The organism is Bacteroidota bacterium (assembly GCA_018266755.1).
GTDB lineage: Bacteria > Bacteroidota > Ignavibacteria > Palsa-1295 > Palsa-1295 > JAFDZW01.
Genome location: JAFDZW010000001.1, coordinates 135,025 through 152,372, shown reverse-complemented (window position 1 = coordinate 152,372; position 17,348 = coordinate 135,025). Strand labels below are relative to the sequence as shown.

Here is a 17,348-nt window from a genome sequence, read left to right as displayed (position 1 = left end):
CCTCAGACGAGGTACCCTTGTGTAGCACCCATCACCTTCAACGGCAGCGAATGCACTTTCGAGAAGCCTTCGCCGGCACGATGATCGTAGGTATCTTCTTCCGTGTACGAAGCCAATGCCTGGTCGTAGAGCGAGAATTGCGACGTACGAGAAAGTACGTTCATGTTTCCTTTGTAGAGCGAAAGTGTGACCTCGCCGCTGAGGCGTTTCGCAACCTCATCGTTAAACGCATCGATCGCCGCGCGGGCCGGGGTGTACCACAAGCCGTTATACACAAGGTCTGCATATTGGCTTGCAAGCTGATGCTTGATGCGCACGGTGTAGCGGTCGAGCGTCAGACGCTCCAACTCGGTGAGTGCTGCCTGCAGCACAAATGCTGCCGGAGCCTCGTACACTTCGCGCGACTTGATGCCGACGAGACGATTCTCGATCAGATCGATACGACCGATCGCATTGCGGCCGGCAATGACGTTGAGTGTCTTGAGCACATCGACTCCGCCGAGCTTTTTGAAATTGACTTCGACAGGGATGCCGTTTTCAAACGCAATCGTAACGCTCTCCGGTGAGTCGGGCGCAGCCTGCGGAGAAACGGTGCGCTGGTATGCATCCTCCGGCGGAGCGACCGTCGGATCCTCGAGAACGCCGCACTCAATGCTCGTCCCCCAAATATTCTCATCGATCGAATACGGACTTGCCTTCGTTGCGTTGACCTTGATGCCACGTGCAACACAGTACTCGATCTCCTGCTCGCGCGACTTGAACTCCCAGTGACGAACCGGGGCGATCACCTGAAGATCCGGTGCAAGCGCAGCAACGCCGGCTTCGAAACGAACCTGATCGTTTCCTTTTCCTGTGCATCCGTGCGCAACGACCGTACATCCTTCTTTGCGAGCCGCATCGACAAGCGCCTTCGCAAGGAGCGGACGCCCGAGCGCCGTGCCCATCGGATAAATACCCTCGTATAAGGCTCCGGCCTTGAGCGAATGCCAGACGAAATCGGTGACAAACTCTTGGGTGAGGTCGACGAAGTAGGCAGCCTTTGCTCCAAGCTCGAATGCTTTTTCCCGGACTCCGACGAGTTCCTTTTCTTGTCCGAGATCGCCGGTGACGGTGACGATCTCTGCATTGAAATTCTCCTGTAGCCAGCGCATCATGACCGATGTATCGAGTCCGCCGCTGAATGCCAATGCGATCTTTTGATTTTTGATCGAGTCGAGTCCGTAGCTCATGGTTCTATTCCGTATTCTCTGTAATGAGTGCTTTTAGTTGCTGTTCGAGCGCCTTGGTGTCGGCGACCGAAACAGGTGCGATAAAAATGGTATTATCCCCGGCAAGCGTCGCAAGAACATTCGACAGTTTCAAGTGATCGATCTGTTCGGCGACTCCTTGCGCCCTGCCGGCAAGGGTTTTGACCACGACCATGCTCTCGTTGGCCACAATGTTCGTGATCTCGTAGGAGATCATCGCTCGAAGATGCGACGAATGAACTTCGTCCGAGAGCACATATCGCGGTCCCTCGGGTGTGTGAATGCGATTTACCCCGAGATCCCGCAGGTCACGCGAAAGCGTCGCCTGATTGACGTCTTCGCCACTCGTGCGCAGTTCAGCGAGCAGATCCTCCTGATGTGCGATGACCGACCGAGAGATGATCTCCTTGATGAGAAACTGTCTGCGTTGCTTGCTCATGATGCTGCCGTGTTGCGCCATTGACCGTGCCAGTGTTCGGGGCCAGCAGCCATGCCAGCACTGCTTTTTGGATATGCAGTCGGCATTCGGCCTGATCAAAGACAATTGAATTCGGAGATTCCAACACTTCTGCCGAGATTTCCTCTCCCCGATGTGCGGGGAGGCAGTGCATCACCGCACAGGTCGGTTTTGCGACCGAAAGCATCGTGGTATTCACCTCGAAGCCCGCGAAGTCATGCAATCGCTTGGCGGATTCCTCTTCCTGCCCCATGCTGGTCCAGACATCGGTATAGATGACGTCCGCGTTTGCAGCAGCGATCATCGCATCGTTCGTTACCGTCACAGTCCCCACCGCATCCGGGCGCATGAACCGTTCGATCGGGGGCTCATAGCCTGTCGGACAAGCGATCACCAGGTCGATCGGCAGTATTTGAGCGAGTTCGATCCATGAGTTGGCAACATTGTTGCCATCGCCAATAAACGCGATCTTGACGCCATCGCGCAACTTACCGTGTCGGTAGAGCGCGTATGCATCTGCGAGAATTTGGCATGGATGCAGCAGATCGCTCAATGCATTGACGATCGGAATATTCGTAACCTGGGCGAACTCCTCAAGAATCTCATGGCCGAATACACGAGCGACGATTGCATCGGAGTAGCGTTCGAGCACACGCGCAACGTCCGCCACACTTTCGCGGCTTCCCAGTCCGACCGTCTCGTTCCCAAGCACGACCGGAGTTCCGCCAAGTTCGGCAACACCGACCTCGAACGATACTCTCGTGCGAAGCGACGGCTTCTGGAACAGCACTGCAACACTCTTACCGGCGAGCGGCTTCAGTTCGGGATGAAGACGGAGCGTATCGGCAAGCGCGAAGAGATGCTCAACCGACGTACGTGTCAGGTTTGAGAAATCGAGCAGCGATGCCGCTTTCCCGCCTGTCTGCATCGGCTCCTGTTTGAGGCCGACCGGAGATTCGTCGTTGATGATCTGCGTCCCGACGCCTTCATGCGTGAATATCTCGAGTAGCAATGAATGAGACGATCCGCCGATGATGTGCACCTTCTTCACACCCGCATCGAGCGCGTGAAAACCGGAATGCACCTTCGGGATCATTCCTTTGGTGATTACCCCGGTCTTGATGAGTTGTTCCGTGCGGCTGCGCGTCAACGTCGGCACCAGCTCGCCGCCGACAAGCACGCCGTCCGTATCGCTAATGAAGAACAGCTTCTCCGCGCCGAGTGCACCAGCAATCGCTGCCGCTGCTTCATCGGCGTTCACATTCAGCACTTCCCCTTCGGTGCCGTATGCCACCGGAGCGATCACCGGAATGATCTTCTTCGCAAGAAGATCTTCGATGATCGTGGTATTGACATGGCTGACCGTCCCCACGAGACCAAGATCGGCCCCGTTTGCGCGTTGTTTTTTTGCCACGAGTAGTGCGCTATCGATACCGGAAAGCCCGAGTGCATTTGCACCGCAGAGAATGAGCTGGTGCACCAGTTCTTTGTTCGTCAAACCCGCCAGCGACATCAGTACCGAGCGCATCGTCTCAGTATCCGTATAACGGAGCCCGTTGACAAACGTGGACTTCGTACCGAGACGTTGCTCGAGCTCGGTAATGCCCGGACCTCCACCATGCACGAGCACAATACGGATCCCGATCTTCTGGAGTAATGTCACGTCGCGCGCGAAGCCTTCGCGGACTTTCGCATCGGTCATCGCCGCACCACCGTACTTGACAACGAATGTCTTCCCCTCGTAGCGCTGGATATACGGCAACGCTTCGATCAGGGTCTCTTCTTTCGAAAGGTGCTTGTCGTTCGTCATGGTCTTAGGAGCGATAGCTTGCATTGATGGAAATGTAGTCGCGCGTCAGGTCGCACGTCCAGAACCGAGCGGTCTTCGAGCCGCGACCGAGATCGATCGAGAGCAACACATCAGCCGATTTCAGACTCTTTTGCACGACCGGTTCGTCGATCACGATCTGATACTGCCTGCGAAGCACCGGATGCGTATTGAGCGAGAGCTCGACAAACTGCGGATCGATGTCGACTCCGGAGTATCCGATCGCAGCGATTACGCGGCCCCAATTCGGGTCTTCGCCGTGGATCGCTGTCTTCACAAGATTCGAGTTGGCAACCGAACGCGCTACCTTGAGCGCTTCGTCCTCCGATTCAGCACCGGCAACCTCGATCTCGATCAGCTTCGTCGCTCCCTCGCCGTCGCGTGCGATCATTTTTGCGAGTTCGGTCGTGACCTGCGTCAGTGCGGTCTTGAACAGTTCGTACTCCGGTGTCCCTGCAACAATTGCCGGCGCGCCGCTCGCACCATTGGCAAGGATGGTTGCCATATCGTTGGTGCTCGTATCGCCATCAACGCTAATGCGATTGAACGACCGGCCGACAGCGGTATAAAATGCACGCTGCAGCAGTTCTTGCTCGATCTGGGCGTCGGTCGTGAGAAATGCGAGCATGGTGGCCATGTTCGGCTCGATCATGCCCGAGCCTTTGGCAATGCCGCCGATGCGCACTTCCTTGCCGCCGATCTCGAAGCGGACAGCATAGGATTTTGCAAACGTATCGGTAGTCATGATTGCCTCTGCCGCATCGCTGCTGCCGTTGGCGAAGAGCTGTGTCGATAGCTGCTGAATTCCGAGTTCGATCTTCTCGATCGGAAGGTATTGTCCGATCACGCCGGTCGAAGCGACGATGATCTCGTTCGCCGCAATTCCAAGCGACGCAGCCGTCGCATTGACCATCCGTTCGGCGTGCTCCATCCCGATCTCGCCGGTACATGCATTCGCATTCCCGCTATTGACGACGATCGCACTGCATCGCTTGCCATTGAGAAATGTACGTTTCGAGACGACGACTGGGGCAGCGATCGTGCGGTTCTGTGTAAACACTGCGGCAACCGTTGCCGGCGTCGCCGAGCGAATGATTGCCAGATCTTTCTTCTTTTTGCGAATACCACAATAGATTCCACCGGCATCGAAGCCCTTCGCAAATGTTACCCCTTCATCGTGTACAACCGTGATCATTCCTGTCCTTCCATTACAGCGCGGTGGTTTCGTCGAACCCGCACATAATATTCATATTCTGCACTGCTTGTCCGGCAGCACCCTTGAGCAAATTGTCTATCGTCGCAAAGACTGCGAGCGTATTCGCGTCGCGATCGATACTCCAGCCGATCTCGATCATGTTCGTCTGTTGTACCCGCTTGAGTGCCGGGGCCGCAGAGCCGATCAGCGAGACGAACGGCGCATCGGCATAGGCAGCGGCGAATGACTCGGCAACGCTCTCCGCTGTCGCACCACTTGCGAGCGGCGCCATAATCGTCGTGTGAATTCCGCGCGTGATCGGTGCAAGATGCGGTACAAACGAAAACGAGATGTCTCCGCCGGCAATCTCGCGCAATGCCTGACGCACTTCCGGAATGTGTTGATGCGTACCGCCGGTGCGATACGCCTGCACCGAATCGTTGATCTCCGTAAAGCTGTATTCGAACGCACTCTTTTTGCCAGCCCCCGAGACGCCGCTGAGTGAGCTGATCATGACGTTCGAATTCGCAATCTGCGTATCCTTTACGAGCGGCAATAACGGCAGTGCGATGCTTGTCGCATAACAGCCGGGGTTTGCAATGAACGAGGCATTCCGAATCGCCGCCTTGTTCCACTCCGGCAATCCATATACCGACGTTGCGAGCAATTCTACAGCTGAATGCTCACGCTTATAGAAGGTCGAATACTCAGTTGTGTTACGCAGACGGAAGTCGCCGCCGAGATCGATTACCTTCGCACCCGAGGCGACGAGGGTCGGAATGATGTCGAGCGCCTCGCCCGAAGGCAAGGCAACGAACACGAGATCGCTCCCGGCGACAGCGTCCGGTGTGAATGCAACGAACGGTGCATCGAAGCCCGGGACTAGGGAAAGGTCGCTGAACTTCTTGCCCACCGTTGACTGAGCAATGAGCGAGCCGATCCGTACCTGCGGATGCCTGGCTAAGATTCGAACGAGTTCGAGGCCGCTATAGCCTGACGCGCCGATGACAGATACAGTGATGGCCGGTGTCGTTTGCATTGGTAGGAATGATAACGCATAAAATTGCGAGAAGTTGCATAATTTTGCAGAAATACGCATGTTATTGCTTTATTCCGCAATTCCAGTGACATTTGTTTGCCGTGGGATTCTGGGGAGGAGGGGTATAGATGCAGAAAAGGCCCCGAAACGGGGCCTTCTTAGACAAAAGCGGTGCAAACTCTTATGCAGGCATCGGCGCAATCCCGCCAAGATCACCGAGCGGTGGTACCTTCACATTGTCTGCGATGGTGAATTTCTTCTCCGGTTTCTGCGGCTCGACCTTTTTCTCATACGGAGCGAGCTCGTGTCCGTTCATGATCCGGTCGATTTCTTCTTGATTCAGGGTCTCACGAATGAGCAATTCCTGCGCCATGCGGTCAAGGATTGCATGCTCCTCGCGCAGAATCGTCTCTGCACGTTGCATCCCTTCTTCGACAATCCGTCGGATCTCTTCGTCGATAATACGACCGGTCGTATCGGAATACGTCTTCTCCGACGACATATCACGACCAAGGAATACCTCGTGTTCGCCACGTCCGTATTTCAACGGCCCGAGCTTTTCGCTCATGCCCCAATCGCACACCATTTTGCGAGCAAGGTCGGTAGCACGTTCGATGTCGTTGCCGGCACCGGTGGTGATGCGGTTGAACACGATCTTTTCTGCCGCACGACCGCCCAGTGCGTATGCAATGACCGACTCGAGATATTCTCTCGAATAGGTATGCTTTTCGTCAACCGGCAAATAGCTGGTGACGCCAAGCGCACGACCGCGTGGGATGATCGTCACTTTATGTACCGGATCGGCCTCCGGCATCTTCTTTGCGACGATGACGTGTCCGCTCTCATGATACGCCGTAACTTTCCTCTCTTCCTCGTTGATGACGGCCGACTTGCGTTCGAGTCCCATCATCACCTTGTCCTTCGCATCCTCGAAATCGTTCATCGAGACACGATCGGCATTATGACGTGCGGCCAACAACGCTGCCTCATTCACGAGATTTGCAAGATCCGCACCAGAAAAACCGGGGGTACCTTTCGCGATAATCAGTAAATCGACGTTGCTTGAAAGCGGCACCTTCTTGGTGTGCACTTTCAAGATACCTTCGCGACCTCGAATGTCCGGACGATCGACAACGACCTGACGATCAAAACGGCCCGGGCGCAGCAATGCGGGATCGAGCACATCGGGACGATTCGTGGCAGCGACAATAATGACGCCGCTATTTTGTTCGAACCCGTCCATTTCAACGAGCAACTGATTGAGCGTCTGCTCGCGCTCGTCGTGTCCGCCACCAAGCCCTGCACCGCGATGACGACCAACGGCATCGATCTCGTCGATGAACACGATACACGGAGCATTCTTTTTTGCCTGCTCGAACAGATCGCGAACGCGCGAAGCGCCCACGCCGACGAACATCTCGACAAAATCAGCACCTGAGATCGAAAGGAACGGCACACCTGCTTCGCCGGCTACGGCACGTGCAAGCAAGGTCTTGCCTGTTCCGGGAGGGCCGAGGAGCAGCACACCACGCGGAATCTTACCGCCGAGGCGCTGGAATTTACCCGGCTCTTTTAGGAATTCGATAATCTCCTGTAACTCTACTTTGGCCTCGTCACAACCGGCCACATCGACGAATGTCACACGCGGCGACTTTTCATCCGACATGCGCGCTCGTGATTTGCCGAACGAGAATAAGCCCTTCGGACCGTTCATTCCCTGGTTCTGCATGCGGCGCATGATCAGGAAGACGATATAGAAACTAATGATCCACGGGAGGATCGCGATCAGCGAATCTACCCATGTACCCTTGCTATCTACCTTTCTGATAACGAGCCCTTTGTCGATCCAGACCTTATTCTGCTCTGCGATGGTCTCAGGGATAAGATTGGTGACGATTTTCTTCGTGTGAAGAACTGTATTATCCTTCCCCGGGATAGACTCGGTCTGCTTGAAGACACCGTGGAATCGGAATGCATTCTGATCGTATTGCTCGATCGTGCCCGATTCGAACTTGCCGTCGGCGAGAAGCTTTTGGTAGTACGTATTCGATACCTCGACCTCGTCAGGGTCGCTCCCACCACGGGCAACGAGCATGATGAGCGACGCACCTGTAATCATCACGACCCACAACGCAATCGTACGGATCATGTGCTGGCGATTGTTCATATCCGGTCCGCCTTTGCCACCGGGGCCGCTTGGCGGGGTCATGCGACCACGACCCGGACCGTTTCCGCGGCTGGAGGGACGCTCCTCGGAGTCGCCTCCGGAGCGGTCTGCCATATTCAACTTGTTTAGCATACTTGGTTTTTGAAAACACCCGCCCCGATAGCTCGGTTCGTAGCGTCTACGAAAGTTTACGTTCTAATAGTACGGCTGTTTCGGCGCGGCCGGCGATACGGCAGATCTCCGACGCCCGAATCCCAGGCACCCAGACTACTATATTTGGGTCGTGGGCGAGCACAACGAGCGGAAAGCGACGTTTTTGAGCTTCGGTCTTCACCCCTGCCTCGGAAAGCAGATCACTGACGAGCTTGCTTCCCTTCATCCCGAACGGTTTGATGCGGTCCGCAGGCTTCCAGATTCGCACCGACAAGCCGTTTTTTTGCACCAATGTAGCCGGCAACATACATCGGTTTGGGTCTGTGACCGTTGCCGAGCGCCTGGTACGACGAAGCGAAAGTGTGCCGATCTCAGTCGTCAGTGTCTCGCCAATCGCCAGAGTTGCCTGAAGCGGTACTGCTTTAATAGACGGTTCGAGTAGGAGAATATTGTCGCGTTGCGAGAGCCTCAGACCGGCAGTGATCTGCAACGCTGCCGGCTTCCCCTGTTGGATCATTGCCCAGATTCTATTCCAAGTGCGGGTATCAGGCACAAACGCGGGTTGGCGCATACGCGCGAAGACATCGATCAGAAGTTCGCGAACCACTACCGGCGATGTGTTGCGCAAGACATCCAACCGGAACGCGGTCGCTCGATTCGAAACGAAAAATGTGGGCTCTGTTTTGATCGTGGCGTTGCGTCCGAGTTCATCCGCGCACTGACGCAGGAAATCCAATACCTCCGTACTTGAAGTCGTCAGCCGACGAACGGCCTCGTCAAGATCACGCCCCGGCATGGCCTTTTCCAATTCCGGGATCACACGATGACGGATGCGATTGCGAGTAAATACGTCGGAGCTATTGCTGCTATCCTCACGCCACCGAATGCGGTGTTTGCGCGCATACACGGTAATCTCGTCCCGCGTCGCACCGAGCAACGGGCGAATAAGAGTGACGCTCGACGAGAGTGGCCTGTTTGCGGGCATGCCGGCAAGCCCTCTGAGGCCCGTCCCACGCACAATATTCATGAGCAAGGTTTCGAGTACGTCACCACCATGATGTGCTGTTGCGACCCATGCGATTTTCTCGTGCTCTGCAATGTCGCGGAAGTAGGAATAGCGCTCGTCGCGTGCTGCTTCCTCAATCCCAACGCCAGCGGAAGCGGCGCGTGCGTTAATATCCACAGCCTCTACAAAACACTCCAGTTTGTACTTGATCGCAGTTCGTAATACAAGTTGTCTGTCGGCATCGGATTCGTCTCCGCGAAGCCCATGATCGACATGCGCGACTACCAAACGGCGGAAGACTCCTTTACTATTAAGAGTATGAAGCAACTGCAGCAGGGTCATCGAATCTACCCCGCCGCTGACACCGACCACGATCGAATCAGCCTTCGATACACCGAAGCGGACGAGCGTCGTCCGCACACGCTCCAGGAGACCGTCGGGCTTAGAACGTGCCATACGTACTCTCCTGACGGGTAAGCTTGATGTCCTGAAGCTGCGGTGCCTTCAGCCGGATTTCGAAGTTAAACCCGCGAACGTATCCGACTGGGCGGTAATCGAAATTCAACTCCCAGCAATGCAGATCGCGATGAATAGTAATATCGGGCACCGTGATCTGCTTCGATTGCAAATCATACCCAATGCCGGAGGACAAACTCCAATTCTGTGTCAGCGAAACCGACAGCCGGGCATTCGCCGAGAAGTTCTTCGACACGATCGGCCCGGCATAGCCAAGCGTGTATGAAAAATCGTAACTCAGATTCCATTTGGGGCGAAACGGCACATACACAAACGCTCCTTGATATTGTCCGCCAAGAAACATCGAGCGTTCTTCATCTGGGGAGTTCAGATGAAAAAGACGTTTCAACGAATCGTAATTCTCGCCGGAAGTCGTCTGACTCGACGAGAAGCCACCGCCCATGTGGAATGATGCACTCGTCATGCGGAACGTGTGTCCACCGGTCGAGTCGCCGCCGAGGTAATTCGCAGGGTAGAGCGAGAATGAAGCATTGCCACCCAAACTAAAGAGCGTGCCGATCTGCGTATTCGCCGAGGCCGAGACCGGACTCCAGCGCTTCTGGATGAGATCGTATCCACTGGACCCGCTCAAGTTCAGCAGCTTCACTTTCTCTTCCCAGCTCGAATCGGCCGAGATCTTGTGTTCGATCTTCGCTTCGAAGTCATTGCCGAGCGAAAGCGATACCGTACCTGAACGTCCGCCATCGGCAATCGTACCATTCCCGTCGTCCTCGAACCGAGAGTATCGGATCTCCTTGCCCGTGATCGGGTCGGTATAATATCGCGACGCCTGCTTCGAAACGTCCGGATGATAATTGAACGAGATGGAGGGTTGGAATGCATGGCGAATAGCCTTCACGCCAAGCGCATCGAGGTTGAGGATTCCGAACAGTGTAGTGGCTGCCGAAAGCCCGAAGTTCACATTGCCGGCACCGTAGAAGCCATACTTGTACGTCTGATCGAAGGTTACCGTGGTGTCGCTTTTCCCATTGTAGGTATTAATGACGAGCCGGGGCGTCTTGATCTTGTCACGAATAAAGAATGCTTCACTCAGACTCACGGAAGGAGTGAAGGAAATATACCCAACCTTCGGAGAAATAGTTAACGACGGGCTCAGCAATGCACTGTAGCTTTGTTTCGTCACGAACGACGTATCTCCGACGATACCACGGCTTGTGTCTGCAGGGATGCGAACCGGCGACTTGTGCACAGATCGAAAGAGACGAAGTCCGAAGTTCAGTGCCACGGTTTGCAGGAGGCCGGAGGAAGCCTCGGGATTATCAACGCTGCCGAAGAGAAAGATCGGTGTCGAACGCGAAATGCTCACGTCGGGACTGGTCTCTCCGTATTCGCCAGTGATGAGGTCCTGATTTCGTGAGTAATTGACGCCCAACGACACCCCTAGCTTCTCGAACGATGTCGAGAACGATGCCTGAGAAGTGATGCTTTGGTTGAGAAGATCATTTAGGTTCGTCGCGTTGAAGCGCTGGAAGTTCTGCGACTGAAAGTGTACACTCGAGTTCAGCGAAGTGACCGGATCGATGATCAAGTTCGGAACGGAAAAGTCCAGTCGGTAGGCTTCCGTATAAGGATCGACACTATTGCTTCGGGCCTTGCCGTACGCAAGTGTCAGGTTGATCGGCGCATTGAGGACATAGCGCTGCATGTAGTTAGTCGCGAGCTCCAGATTATATCCACCTTTGGTATAGAGGTCGGACCGGAATGCGATATCCATGTAATCGCTGAACACCACGTAGTACCCCAAATGCGTCAGGCCGAATCCACGGGCGTTCTGTGTGGTGTAGTTCGGAACGATCAGACCGGAATGTCTGCCCGTCTCATGTTCGGGGAACACAGCGAACGGCAATGCAAAGATCGGCACATCTGCGATGTAGAGATACAGCGGTTCGGCAAAGACTTGGTCGCCGCTGATCACTTTCATCTTCGGCGATTCAAAATAAAAGTGCGGCGTCGGTGCGTCGCACGTGGTATATCTGCCGTTTTTTACAAAGAGGACACCTTGATCGACCTGCTTGATCTTCTCGCCGTAATAAAACCCGCCCTGCATTTCCGTTGTACCGAGTTGTACGGTGCCTTGGCGAGTCTGAAGATTATACGTTAGTATTTCCCCCTCATACGGCGTATTGCCATCCATAAGTTTTGGAGCGCCTCTGCTCTTGATGCGAGCCGTGTCTCGGAGGATTCGTCGTTGATGCGCGATCGACGACTGAATGACGGAATCCGCCGCCGAACTTGTCGCCGTCAGGGTGTTGGTAGGAAAATCGACCATGATCCCGTGTGCGCGCAGACTCTTGTTCTCGTAGTCGAGCGTCGCATCCCCGATCATCACCACCGTCTTCTTCGGGACATTGAATACGACGGAATCCTGTGCCGTGTAGTAGATGATGGTATCGATCTGTCCTTTAACAGAATCGACTGCATGATAGAGTGAGTCCGGAAGATCGAACCCCGGGCGCTTTGCTCTGGGCTGTACCAACCCTGCCTTTTTGCCGGCAGTTGAGTCGAGTGCGATTCGTTGTGCGGCGGCGGAATGGACGAACACGCAGGTATCGGACGCGACCAGCGCCAGCAAGATCGGAACCAGGGCGTGAAAGAGTCGAGTCGCTGCCGCCTTCATGAAGCTATGCGTAGGAGGGCCGTTGTGCGTACGGGATCGGATCCTCGGCACCTGCTCGTGCGAAGCCGCGCAGACGAAGTGCACACGAATCGCAAACACCGCACGCCAGTTCCTCCGACTGATAACAGGACCACGTCGAAGCAAGCGGCGCACCGAGCTCGAGCGAACGACGGACAATATCGGATTTCTTCATCGCGATAAGCGGTGTGACGATCGTAATCTTCGTTTCGGGTCTCGTCCCCAGAGCAATTGCCTGTTCGAAGGCTTCGAAGAAAATCTTTCGGCAATCCGGATAGCCGGATCCGTCCTCTTCCACTGCTCCGATGTAGATGCGCTCCGCAGCGATGGTCTCTGCCCAGCCGGCTGCCATCGCAAGGAACGTGCCGTTACGAAACGGCACGTAGGAACTGGGAATATGTTTCGATTCGAAGTCAGCGGCCGTTACGGGGATCGACGAATCGGTCAGGCTCGAACCGCCGATCCGCCGGAGAATCTCCACATCCACCACCAATCGCTTCTCGATGCCGAGTGCATCGCATACATCGTGATATGCCTTGAGCTCGCGGCGTTCGGTGCGATGGCGGTAGTTGAAATGAATCGCGGCAACGTCATCCGATTCGGCTCGTGCAATCGCAGCCGTCAATGTCGAGTCCATTCCGCCCGAGAGCAGTACGACGGATCTCATTCGAGCATGTGCGATTGATGTTCGAGCATTCTCGGGTCGAGCGGCGGGATTCGGATCTCACCGTGTACTTCGGCAGTCGTGCGTTCCGTTTCGCTCACCACGACCCGAAGTGTACGGATATGCTTAAAGATCATAAAATGATCGGACAACCGACTGAAGAACCATGATGCAATGTTCTCCGCCGTTGTCGGGAAGTCCACAAACACCGCCTTGTATCCTGTCTTCACAAGAAAGTCTCTCACCTCGGCATCGGAGCGATCGCATAAGAACGCGTGATCGATCTCTTTGACCAACGGTTCGCAGATCGAACTCAGATCGAAGTAGTCGAGAACCATCCCATTCGCATCGGGCTCTCCGCCGATCTCGATGGTCATCGCGTAACTATGTCCGTGAATATTGCGACAGCCGCCCTCGTGAAACGGCAGTCGGTGTGCCATTTCCCAACGGAACGTCTTTGAGATCTTCGTGAGCATCAGGCGACAGGTTTTGCAACGGGTTTTGTGTGGCGGACGATCTTCACTCGCGGCGACGGCTTCGGTTCGCGATCGAGCCCTTTGATATAGCCGACTTCCACAACCGAGTGCAAGCCGCCGCGCGTCGAGAATGCACCGCGAACGGTGATCGAACGAGGCTTCATTGCCGTGACCAGATCATCGAGAATCTCATTAATCACTGCTTCGTAGAAGATACCGCGGTTACGAAATGAGAGAAAGTAATATTTCAGTGCCTTCAATTCTACACAGAGTTCGTCGGCAACATACTCGATCGAGATCTCCCCGAAATCCGGCAAGCCAGTCACCGGGCACACCGATGTAAATTCCGGGTTGACATGCGTGATCGTATAGTCGCGCTCAGGGTGCGGGTTCTTGAATACAACGAGTTCTACTTTATTGGATCGTGCCATTCGTTCGGAATAAAAAAATCGTAACCGTTCGCTCAGACGCCACGCTCGACATGGGGCCAAATGAGCTTATGCAACTGCACCTGCAGTGTTACCGGAAGCGAATCTTCGAGTATGCACTTCGCGAGTTCTTCGAGCGATTGCACGCCGGCAACCGCAGACACCAGGATCGTGCCCACACGCTCGTGAAGGGAGTAGGTGCGGATCATCTGCCGGCTCCACTCGTAATCGGCGCGATCGCCGATGACAAACTTCACCTCGTCGTGCTTCCCAAGAACGTCGATGTTCGAGAGCAGATTTCGTTTCGACATCCCCGACGATGGCGTCTTCAGATCGACGATTCGCTTGACACGCATATCGACACGGCTGATATCGATATGACCGCCTGTCTCGATCATCAACTCATAGCCTCGAATGAGCAACTGGTCGATGAGCGTATATACTCCTTCTTGTTCCAGCGGTTCACCGCCGGTCAATTCGACAAGCGAACAGTCATGGACTGCAATCTCCGACAGAATATCTTCGATCGAGCGATCGGTCCCTTCATAGAAGGCATACTCCGTGTCGCAGTAACTACACCGGAGTCCGCAGCCGGTCATCCGCACGAATACACAGCGTTCGCCCGCACGAGAACCTTCACCCTGAATCGAGTAGAATATCTCGTTCACGCGAAGGATATCTGGGCGTTGCCGTTCGGCGATCGTCAGCGACTGCGGGGCAATCTCGAGCATCGTGTCTTAAACACCGCCGATAGAGATGATGTTCGCGGCACCTATTCGGCTATTTGACGGCGAATTGCATCGAGGCGCTCGTCGCTCATGCGAGGCCCGTCGTGCGTTGCGATAAATCCTTGGTACGTTTCGTGCATCGTCGGCTCGTTCGAATGGATCGGCTGCCAGGGCCCGTCGGGAATGCCATGCATTGGGATGAGCTTGATATGTGCATGGTCGACGCCCATTCCTTCGATCACCAAAGCAATACGTCGTGCGCCGAGTTTCGATTCGAGCCGGTGGGCGAGTATCCGTGCGGAACGGAGCATTGACAGGTATCGCGCTTCATCGAGATGCAGCACGTTACTCTCATGATGCTCCTTGGTAATGAGCACTGTGAACCCGGGAGTATTGGGATACGGTGTGAGAAACCCGACATGCGCTTCGTCCTCATATACCTTCCATGATTGCTCCTGGCCAGCTATAATGCGACAGAAGATACAGTTGGTCTCCATACGACGAACGGTGATTGAACGTGTTGAAGGATCGGAAGAATATCGTGGGATGGTCGGAGTACCGCCTTGCGGTTGAAGTGTCGGGGCGAGAGGATTTGAACCTCCGACCCCCTGGTCCCGAACCAGGTGCTCTACCAGGCTGAGCCACGCCCCGAACTATTAATCAGTTTTGAGTCGCTTACAACCGCTGCGATGGGCACGAAGTTTCAAATTTCTTTGAATGAAGCAGTTGCCGAAAACGAAAAAGACCCGGAGATGCTCCGGGTCTTTCGCGTTCGGATGAATAACTCATCCTCAAAAAAACAGCGCTTCGGCTCTGCGTGGGCGGTGAAGAGAAATTGGTCCTCCCTTTGTGAAACGCACGCCAGTCTCCGAAGCGCCCCTACTTGTCAAATTCTTTGAACGTCCGCCGTTCGTCCAACGACAACAGCGATACAAACATACGACGTTCTGCAGTGAAAAACAAAAAAACAGGTACCGAGTTCACAATTCAGAAAAAAAAATGCAGAATCATCACTTTTGACATCGCACTATTCTTCGGGCTTTCAGAGGCTAATCGATTACCCTGTATTAGGTTCACTTCGATTTGTGTTCGTCCTCAAGCCATGTCAAGACAGCTTTGCATTCGTTGAGGTGACTCGGGCCGCAGTCGATTACTGCGATGTCGGATGCGGGTACCAATTCATCGTTGATCACGCGATAGAGCGTTGCCGTCGAACGGTAGATCCCTCGGGCATCGCCATGATAGCGGATCACATGTAAACGCGGTTCGTTGAAGCCGATAATCCAATCCGCTCCGATCTTGCGGGCCTCTTTCTCGATCGTTTCCACTACTTCGTCCGCTTCTTCCGCCTGGACAGTGATCACCGCGACTTCGATGGCGGTCTTCGGCATTACGGAATCCGGATAGGGTTCGTGATAGATCAGCCCGATCGTGTCGTTGATCGGATCGAGGGCGAACGACGCGTGCATTTCGAGACGCGTTGTATCCAAGCCGTGTTCGCGGACATTCTTGGTGACCCAATCATTTGGCGATTCCACAAATCGTTGGGCGTGTGCGGTCCCTGCGACTAAGAGCGCTAGGGCGATCATTCTGATGCTTCGGGTGAATTTCATCGTTCTATCTCTCCTCTCCATCCGGCCGTGATGCCGCGGCCGCTCTATACATCATTGCATTCATTAAAGGAATCAATCAATATTCGTACCAAACTCCGAAACGCCCCTCTGGCATGGGCTTTGCAGCAAGTGTTTGTGTAAGAATGAAACTGTTTTCACCGATTTCGATTTCATAGGGAGGCATAATTGCATTATCGTGCACCATGCGGGAGTAATTCAGTGGTAGAATGTCAGCTTCCCAAGCTGAACGTCGCGGGTTCGATCCCCGTCTCCCGCTCCAGACAGAGCCATCTCTTCGAGAGCGTGATTACACAATACTATACACTTCTCCACTTCTTGACACAACCCTGAAATGTCCGTTGCCGTAAACGATCTGCCGAACGTAGAACCACTTGTTCGGGGCACTGCGCAGGGTGATCGCCGTTGCGAGGAACGACTGTTTTCGCTGCTCTATAAATTTGTCTACGCGTCGCTCAAAAAACACTGGCGCACATCGTTTGGAGAAGACGAACTGAACGATATCATGATGGAGACGCTGGAAAAGCTTCTGGCGACATTCCGAAATCCAGAGAAGGCAGAACGTGTAATTGAACAAGGCAGACTCTTTGGGTTCGTCCATGTGGTGGCCGAGCATACTGCGCTGGACCACAACCGCCGCCGCAATCGCAAGGATCGCGTATTTATCAGCTTCGATGACTCACCCACCGAAGAGAACGCCGCCGCAAATTGGGAAGCTCGGCTCCAACCGGCAGACAAACAGGCTGATATTTCCGACATTATACTCGGCGGGATGGAGACTGTCCGAATCCTCTCCGAGCTCGATGAAAAGTACCGGAAAGTGATCGAAGAGCGCGTTTCTGGGCTCGAGTACGAGGAAATCGCTGAAAACAATGGAATTAGCGTTGCAAATGCCCGCCAGATCCATAAGCGAGGCGTTATGATGCTGCGCCAAAAACTGATCTCCAAGCACCGTAGCGTGCTTTCCACACTGGATGCGTCACAAAATGCCGTGCTCAGACGCTTATATCTTCGGGAGGATGTCACGGCCGACCAAGTCAGTTCAGAGGACGAAGCACTGGAAGCATTTTACTCTGCACTCGTCGGCAAAGGGATCTTCTTCGTCATTGCATCACTGGGGTTATTTATATGAGAGAGTCTGAGCACATTATCAATCG

At 54.5% G+C, this 17,348-nt stretch carries 15 protein-coding genes and 2 tRNA genes; 2 read left to right on the top strand and 15 right to left on the bottom strand.

What is annotated here, in order from left to right; translation table 11 throughout:
* Positions 1–2: 2 nt before the first annotated feature.
* The 15 genes from JSS75_00595 to JSS75_00525 all read right to left on the bottom strand — a co-directional run bounded on the left by JSS75_00595 (position 3) and on the right by JSS75_00525 (position 16,173).
* Positions 3–1,208, bottom strand: coding sequence for an argininosuccinate synthase (locus JSS75_00595; GenBank protein ID MBS1902185.1), 1,206 nt, complete (start codon positions 1,206–1,208; stop codon positions 3–5).
* A gap of 25 nt (positions 1,209–1,233) precedes the next feature.
* Positions 1,234–1,686: an arginine repressor gene (locus JSS75_00590; protein ID MBS1902184.1), complete on the bottom strand. Its 453-nt coding sequence runs from the start codon at positions 1,684–1,686 to the stop codon at positions 1,234–1,236.
* The gene (gene argF / locus JSS75_00585; GenBank protein MBS1902183.1) at positions 1,604–3,514 is read right to left on the bottom strand and encodes an ornithine carbamoyltransferase; all 1,911 of its coding nucleotides are present in this window, start codon (positions 3,512–3,514) and stop codon (positions 1,604–1,606) included. The genes JSS75_00590 and argF overlap by 83 nt, the downstream gene beginning before the upstream one ends.
* Positions 3,515–3,518: 4 nt before the next feature.
* Positions 3,519–4,727, bottom strand: a complete 1,209-nt coding sequence (gene argJ / locus JSS75_00580) for a bifunctional glutamate N-acetyltransferase/amino-acid acetyltransferase ArgJ (protein MBS1902182.1) — start codon at positions 4,725–4,727, stop codon at positions 3,519–3,521.
* 13 nt (positions 4,728–4,740) lie between these two features.
* On the bottom strand, positions 4,741–5,766 hold the full coding sequence (locus JSS75_00575; protein ID MBS1902181.1) for an N-acetyl-gamma-glutamyl-phosphate reductase: 1,026 nt from the start codon (positions 5,764–5,766) through the stop codon (positions 4,741–4,743).
* Between the two features lie 181 nt (positions 5,767–5,947).
* Positions 5,948–7,861 (bottom strand): ATP-dependent zinc metalloprotease FtsH, encoded by a 1,914-nt coding sequence (ftsH, locus tag JSS75_00570; protein ID MBS1902180.1) that lies wholly within the window; start codon positions 7,859–7,861, stop codon positions 5,948–5,950.
* A 250-nt stretch (positions 7,862–8,111) separates the two neighbouring features.
* On the bottom strand, positions 8,112–9,548 hold the full coding sequence (gene tilS / locus JSS75_00565; GenBank protein ID MBS1902179.1) for a tRNA lysidine(34) synthetase TilS: 1,437 nt from the start codon (positions 9,546–9,548) through the stop codon (positions 8,112–8,114).
* Positions 9,535–12,246: an LPS-assembly protein LptD gene (locus JSS75_00560; GenBank protein ID MBS1902178.1), complete on the bottom strand. Its 2,712-nt coding sequence runs from the start codon at positions 12,244–12,246 to the stop codon at positions 9,535–9,537. Before JSS75_00560 ends, tilS begins: the two co-directional genes overlap by 14 nt.
* Positions 12,247–12,250: 4 nt before the next feature.
* On the bottom strand, positions 12,251–12,931 hold the full coding sequence (gene queC, locus JSS75_00555; GenBank protein ID MBS1902177.1) for a 7-cyano-7-deazaguanine synthase QueC: 681 nt from the start codon (positions 12,929–12,931) through the stop codon (positions 12,251–12,253).
* Positions 12,928–13,404: a 6-carboxytetrahydropterin synthase gene (locus JSS75_00550; GenBank protein MBS1902176.1), complete on the bottom strand. Its 477-nt coding sequence runs from the start codon at positions 13,402–13,404 to the stop codon at positions 12,928–12,930. Before JSS75_00550 ends, queC begins: the two co-directional genes overlap by 4 nt.
* Positions 13,404–13,835, bottom strand: a complete 432-nt coding sequence (gene queF, locus JSS75_00545) for an NADPH-dependent 7-cyano-7-deazaguanine reductase QueF (GenBank protein MBS1902175.1) — start codon at positions 13,833–13,835, stop codon at positions 13,404–13,406. Before queF ends, JSS75_00550 begins: the two co-directional genes overlap by 1 nt.
* 32 nt (positions 13,836–13,867) lie before the next feature.
* On the bottom strand, positions 13,868–14,563 hold the full coding sequence (locus JSS75_00540; GenBank protein MBS1902174.1) for a radical SAM protein: 696 nt from the start codon (positions 14,561–14,563) through the stop codon (positions 13,868–13,870).
* Positions 14,564–14,604: 41 nt separating this feature from the next.
* Positions 14,605–15,057 carry an HIT family protein gene (locus JSS75_00535; protein MBS1902173.1) on the bottom strand — a complete coding sequence of 151 codons (453 nt, stop codon included), beginning with the start codon at positions 15,055–15,057 and terminating at the stop codon, positions 14,605–14,607.
* An 80-nt stretch (positions 15,058–15,137) separates the two neighbouring features.
* Positions 15,138–15,211, bottom strand: a tRNA-Pro gene (locus tag JSS75_00530).
* Between the two features lie 422 nt (positions 15,212–15,633).
* Positions 15,634–16,173: a hypothetical protein gene (locus JSS75_00525; protein MBS1902172.1), complete on the bottom strand. Its 540-nt coding sequence runs from the start codon at positions 16,171–16,173 to the stop codon at positions 15,634–15,636.
* Positions 16,174–16,378: 205 nt separating this feature from the next.
* On the opposite strand from JSS75_00525, the gene JSS75_00520 reads away from it, so the two are divergent.
* Positions 16,379–16,453 (top strand) — tRNA-Gly (locus tag JSS75_00520).
* Between the two features lie 72 nt (positions 16,454–16,525).
* Positions 16,526–17,323: an RNA polymerase sigma factor gene (locus JSS75_00515; protein MBS1902171.1), complete on the top strand. Its 798-nt coding sequence runs from the start codon at positions 16,526–16,528 to the stop codon at positions 17,321–17,323.
* Positions 17,324–17,348: the final 25 nt, after the last annotated feature.

What these genes read in the sequence shown, in the direction of transcription:
- JSS75_00590 (MBS1902184.1), bottom strand. Translation starts at nt 1,686, where the DNA reads ATGAGCAAGCAACGCAGACAGTTTCTCATCAAGGAGATCATCTCTCGG.
- argF (MBS1902183.1), bottom strand. Translation starts at nt 3,514, where the DNA reads ATGACGAACGACAAGCACCTTTCGAAAGAAGAGACCCTGATCGAAGCG.
- argJ (MBS1902182.1), bottom strand. Translation starts at nt 4,727, where the DNA reads ATGATCACGGTTGTACACGATGAAGGGGTAACATTTGCGAAGGGCTTC.
- JSS75_00575 (MBS1902181.1), bottom strand. Translation starts at nt 5,766, where the DNA reads ATGCAAACGACACCGGCCATCACTGTATCTGTCATCGGCGCGTCAGGC.
- ftsH (MBS1902180.1), bottom strand. Translation starts at nt 7,861, where the DNA reads ATGCTCGTTGCCCGTGGTGGGAGCGACCCTGACGAGGTCGAGGTATCG.
- tilS (MBS1902179.1), bottom strand. Translation starts at nt 9,548, where the DNA reads ATGGCACGTTCTAAGCCCGACGGTCTCCTGGAGCGTGTGCGGACGACG.
- JSS75_00560 (MBS1902178.1), bottom strand. Translation starts at nt 12,246, where the DNA reads ATGAAGGCGGCAGCGACTCGACTCTTTCACGCCCTGGTTCCGATCTTG.
- queC (MBS1902177.1), bottom strand. Translation starts at nt 12,931, where the DNA reads ATGAGATCCGTCGTACTGCTCTCGGGCGGAATGGACTCGACATTGACG.
- JSS75_00550 (MBS1902176.1), bottom strand. Translation starts at nt 13,404, where the DNA reads ATGCTCACGAAGATCTCAAAGACGTTCCGTTGGGAAATGGCACACCGA.
- queF (MBS1902175.1), bottom strand. Translation starts at nt 13,835, where the DNA reads ATGGCACGATCCAATAAAGTAGAACTCGTTGTATTCAAGAACCCGCAC.
- JSS75_00540 (MBS1902174.1), bottom strand. Translation starts at nt 14,563, where the DNA reads ATGCTCGAGATTGCCCCGCAGTCGCTGACGATCGCCGAACGGCAACGC.
- JSS75_00535 (MBS1902173.1), bottom strand. Translation starts at nt 15,057, where the DNA reads ATGGAGACCAACTGTATCTTCTGTCGCATTATAGCTGGCCAGGAGCAA.
- JSS75_00525 (MBS1902172.1), bottom strand. Translation starts at nt 16,173, where the DNA reads ATGAAATTCACCCGAAGCATCAGAATGATCGCCCTAGCGCTCTTAGTC.
- JSS75_00515 (MBS1902171.1), top strand. Translation starts at nt 16,526, where the DNA reads ATGTCCGTTGCCGTAAACGATCTGCCGAACGTAGAACCACTTGTTCGG.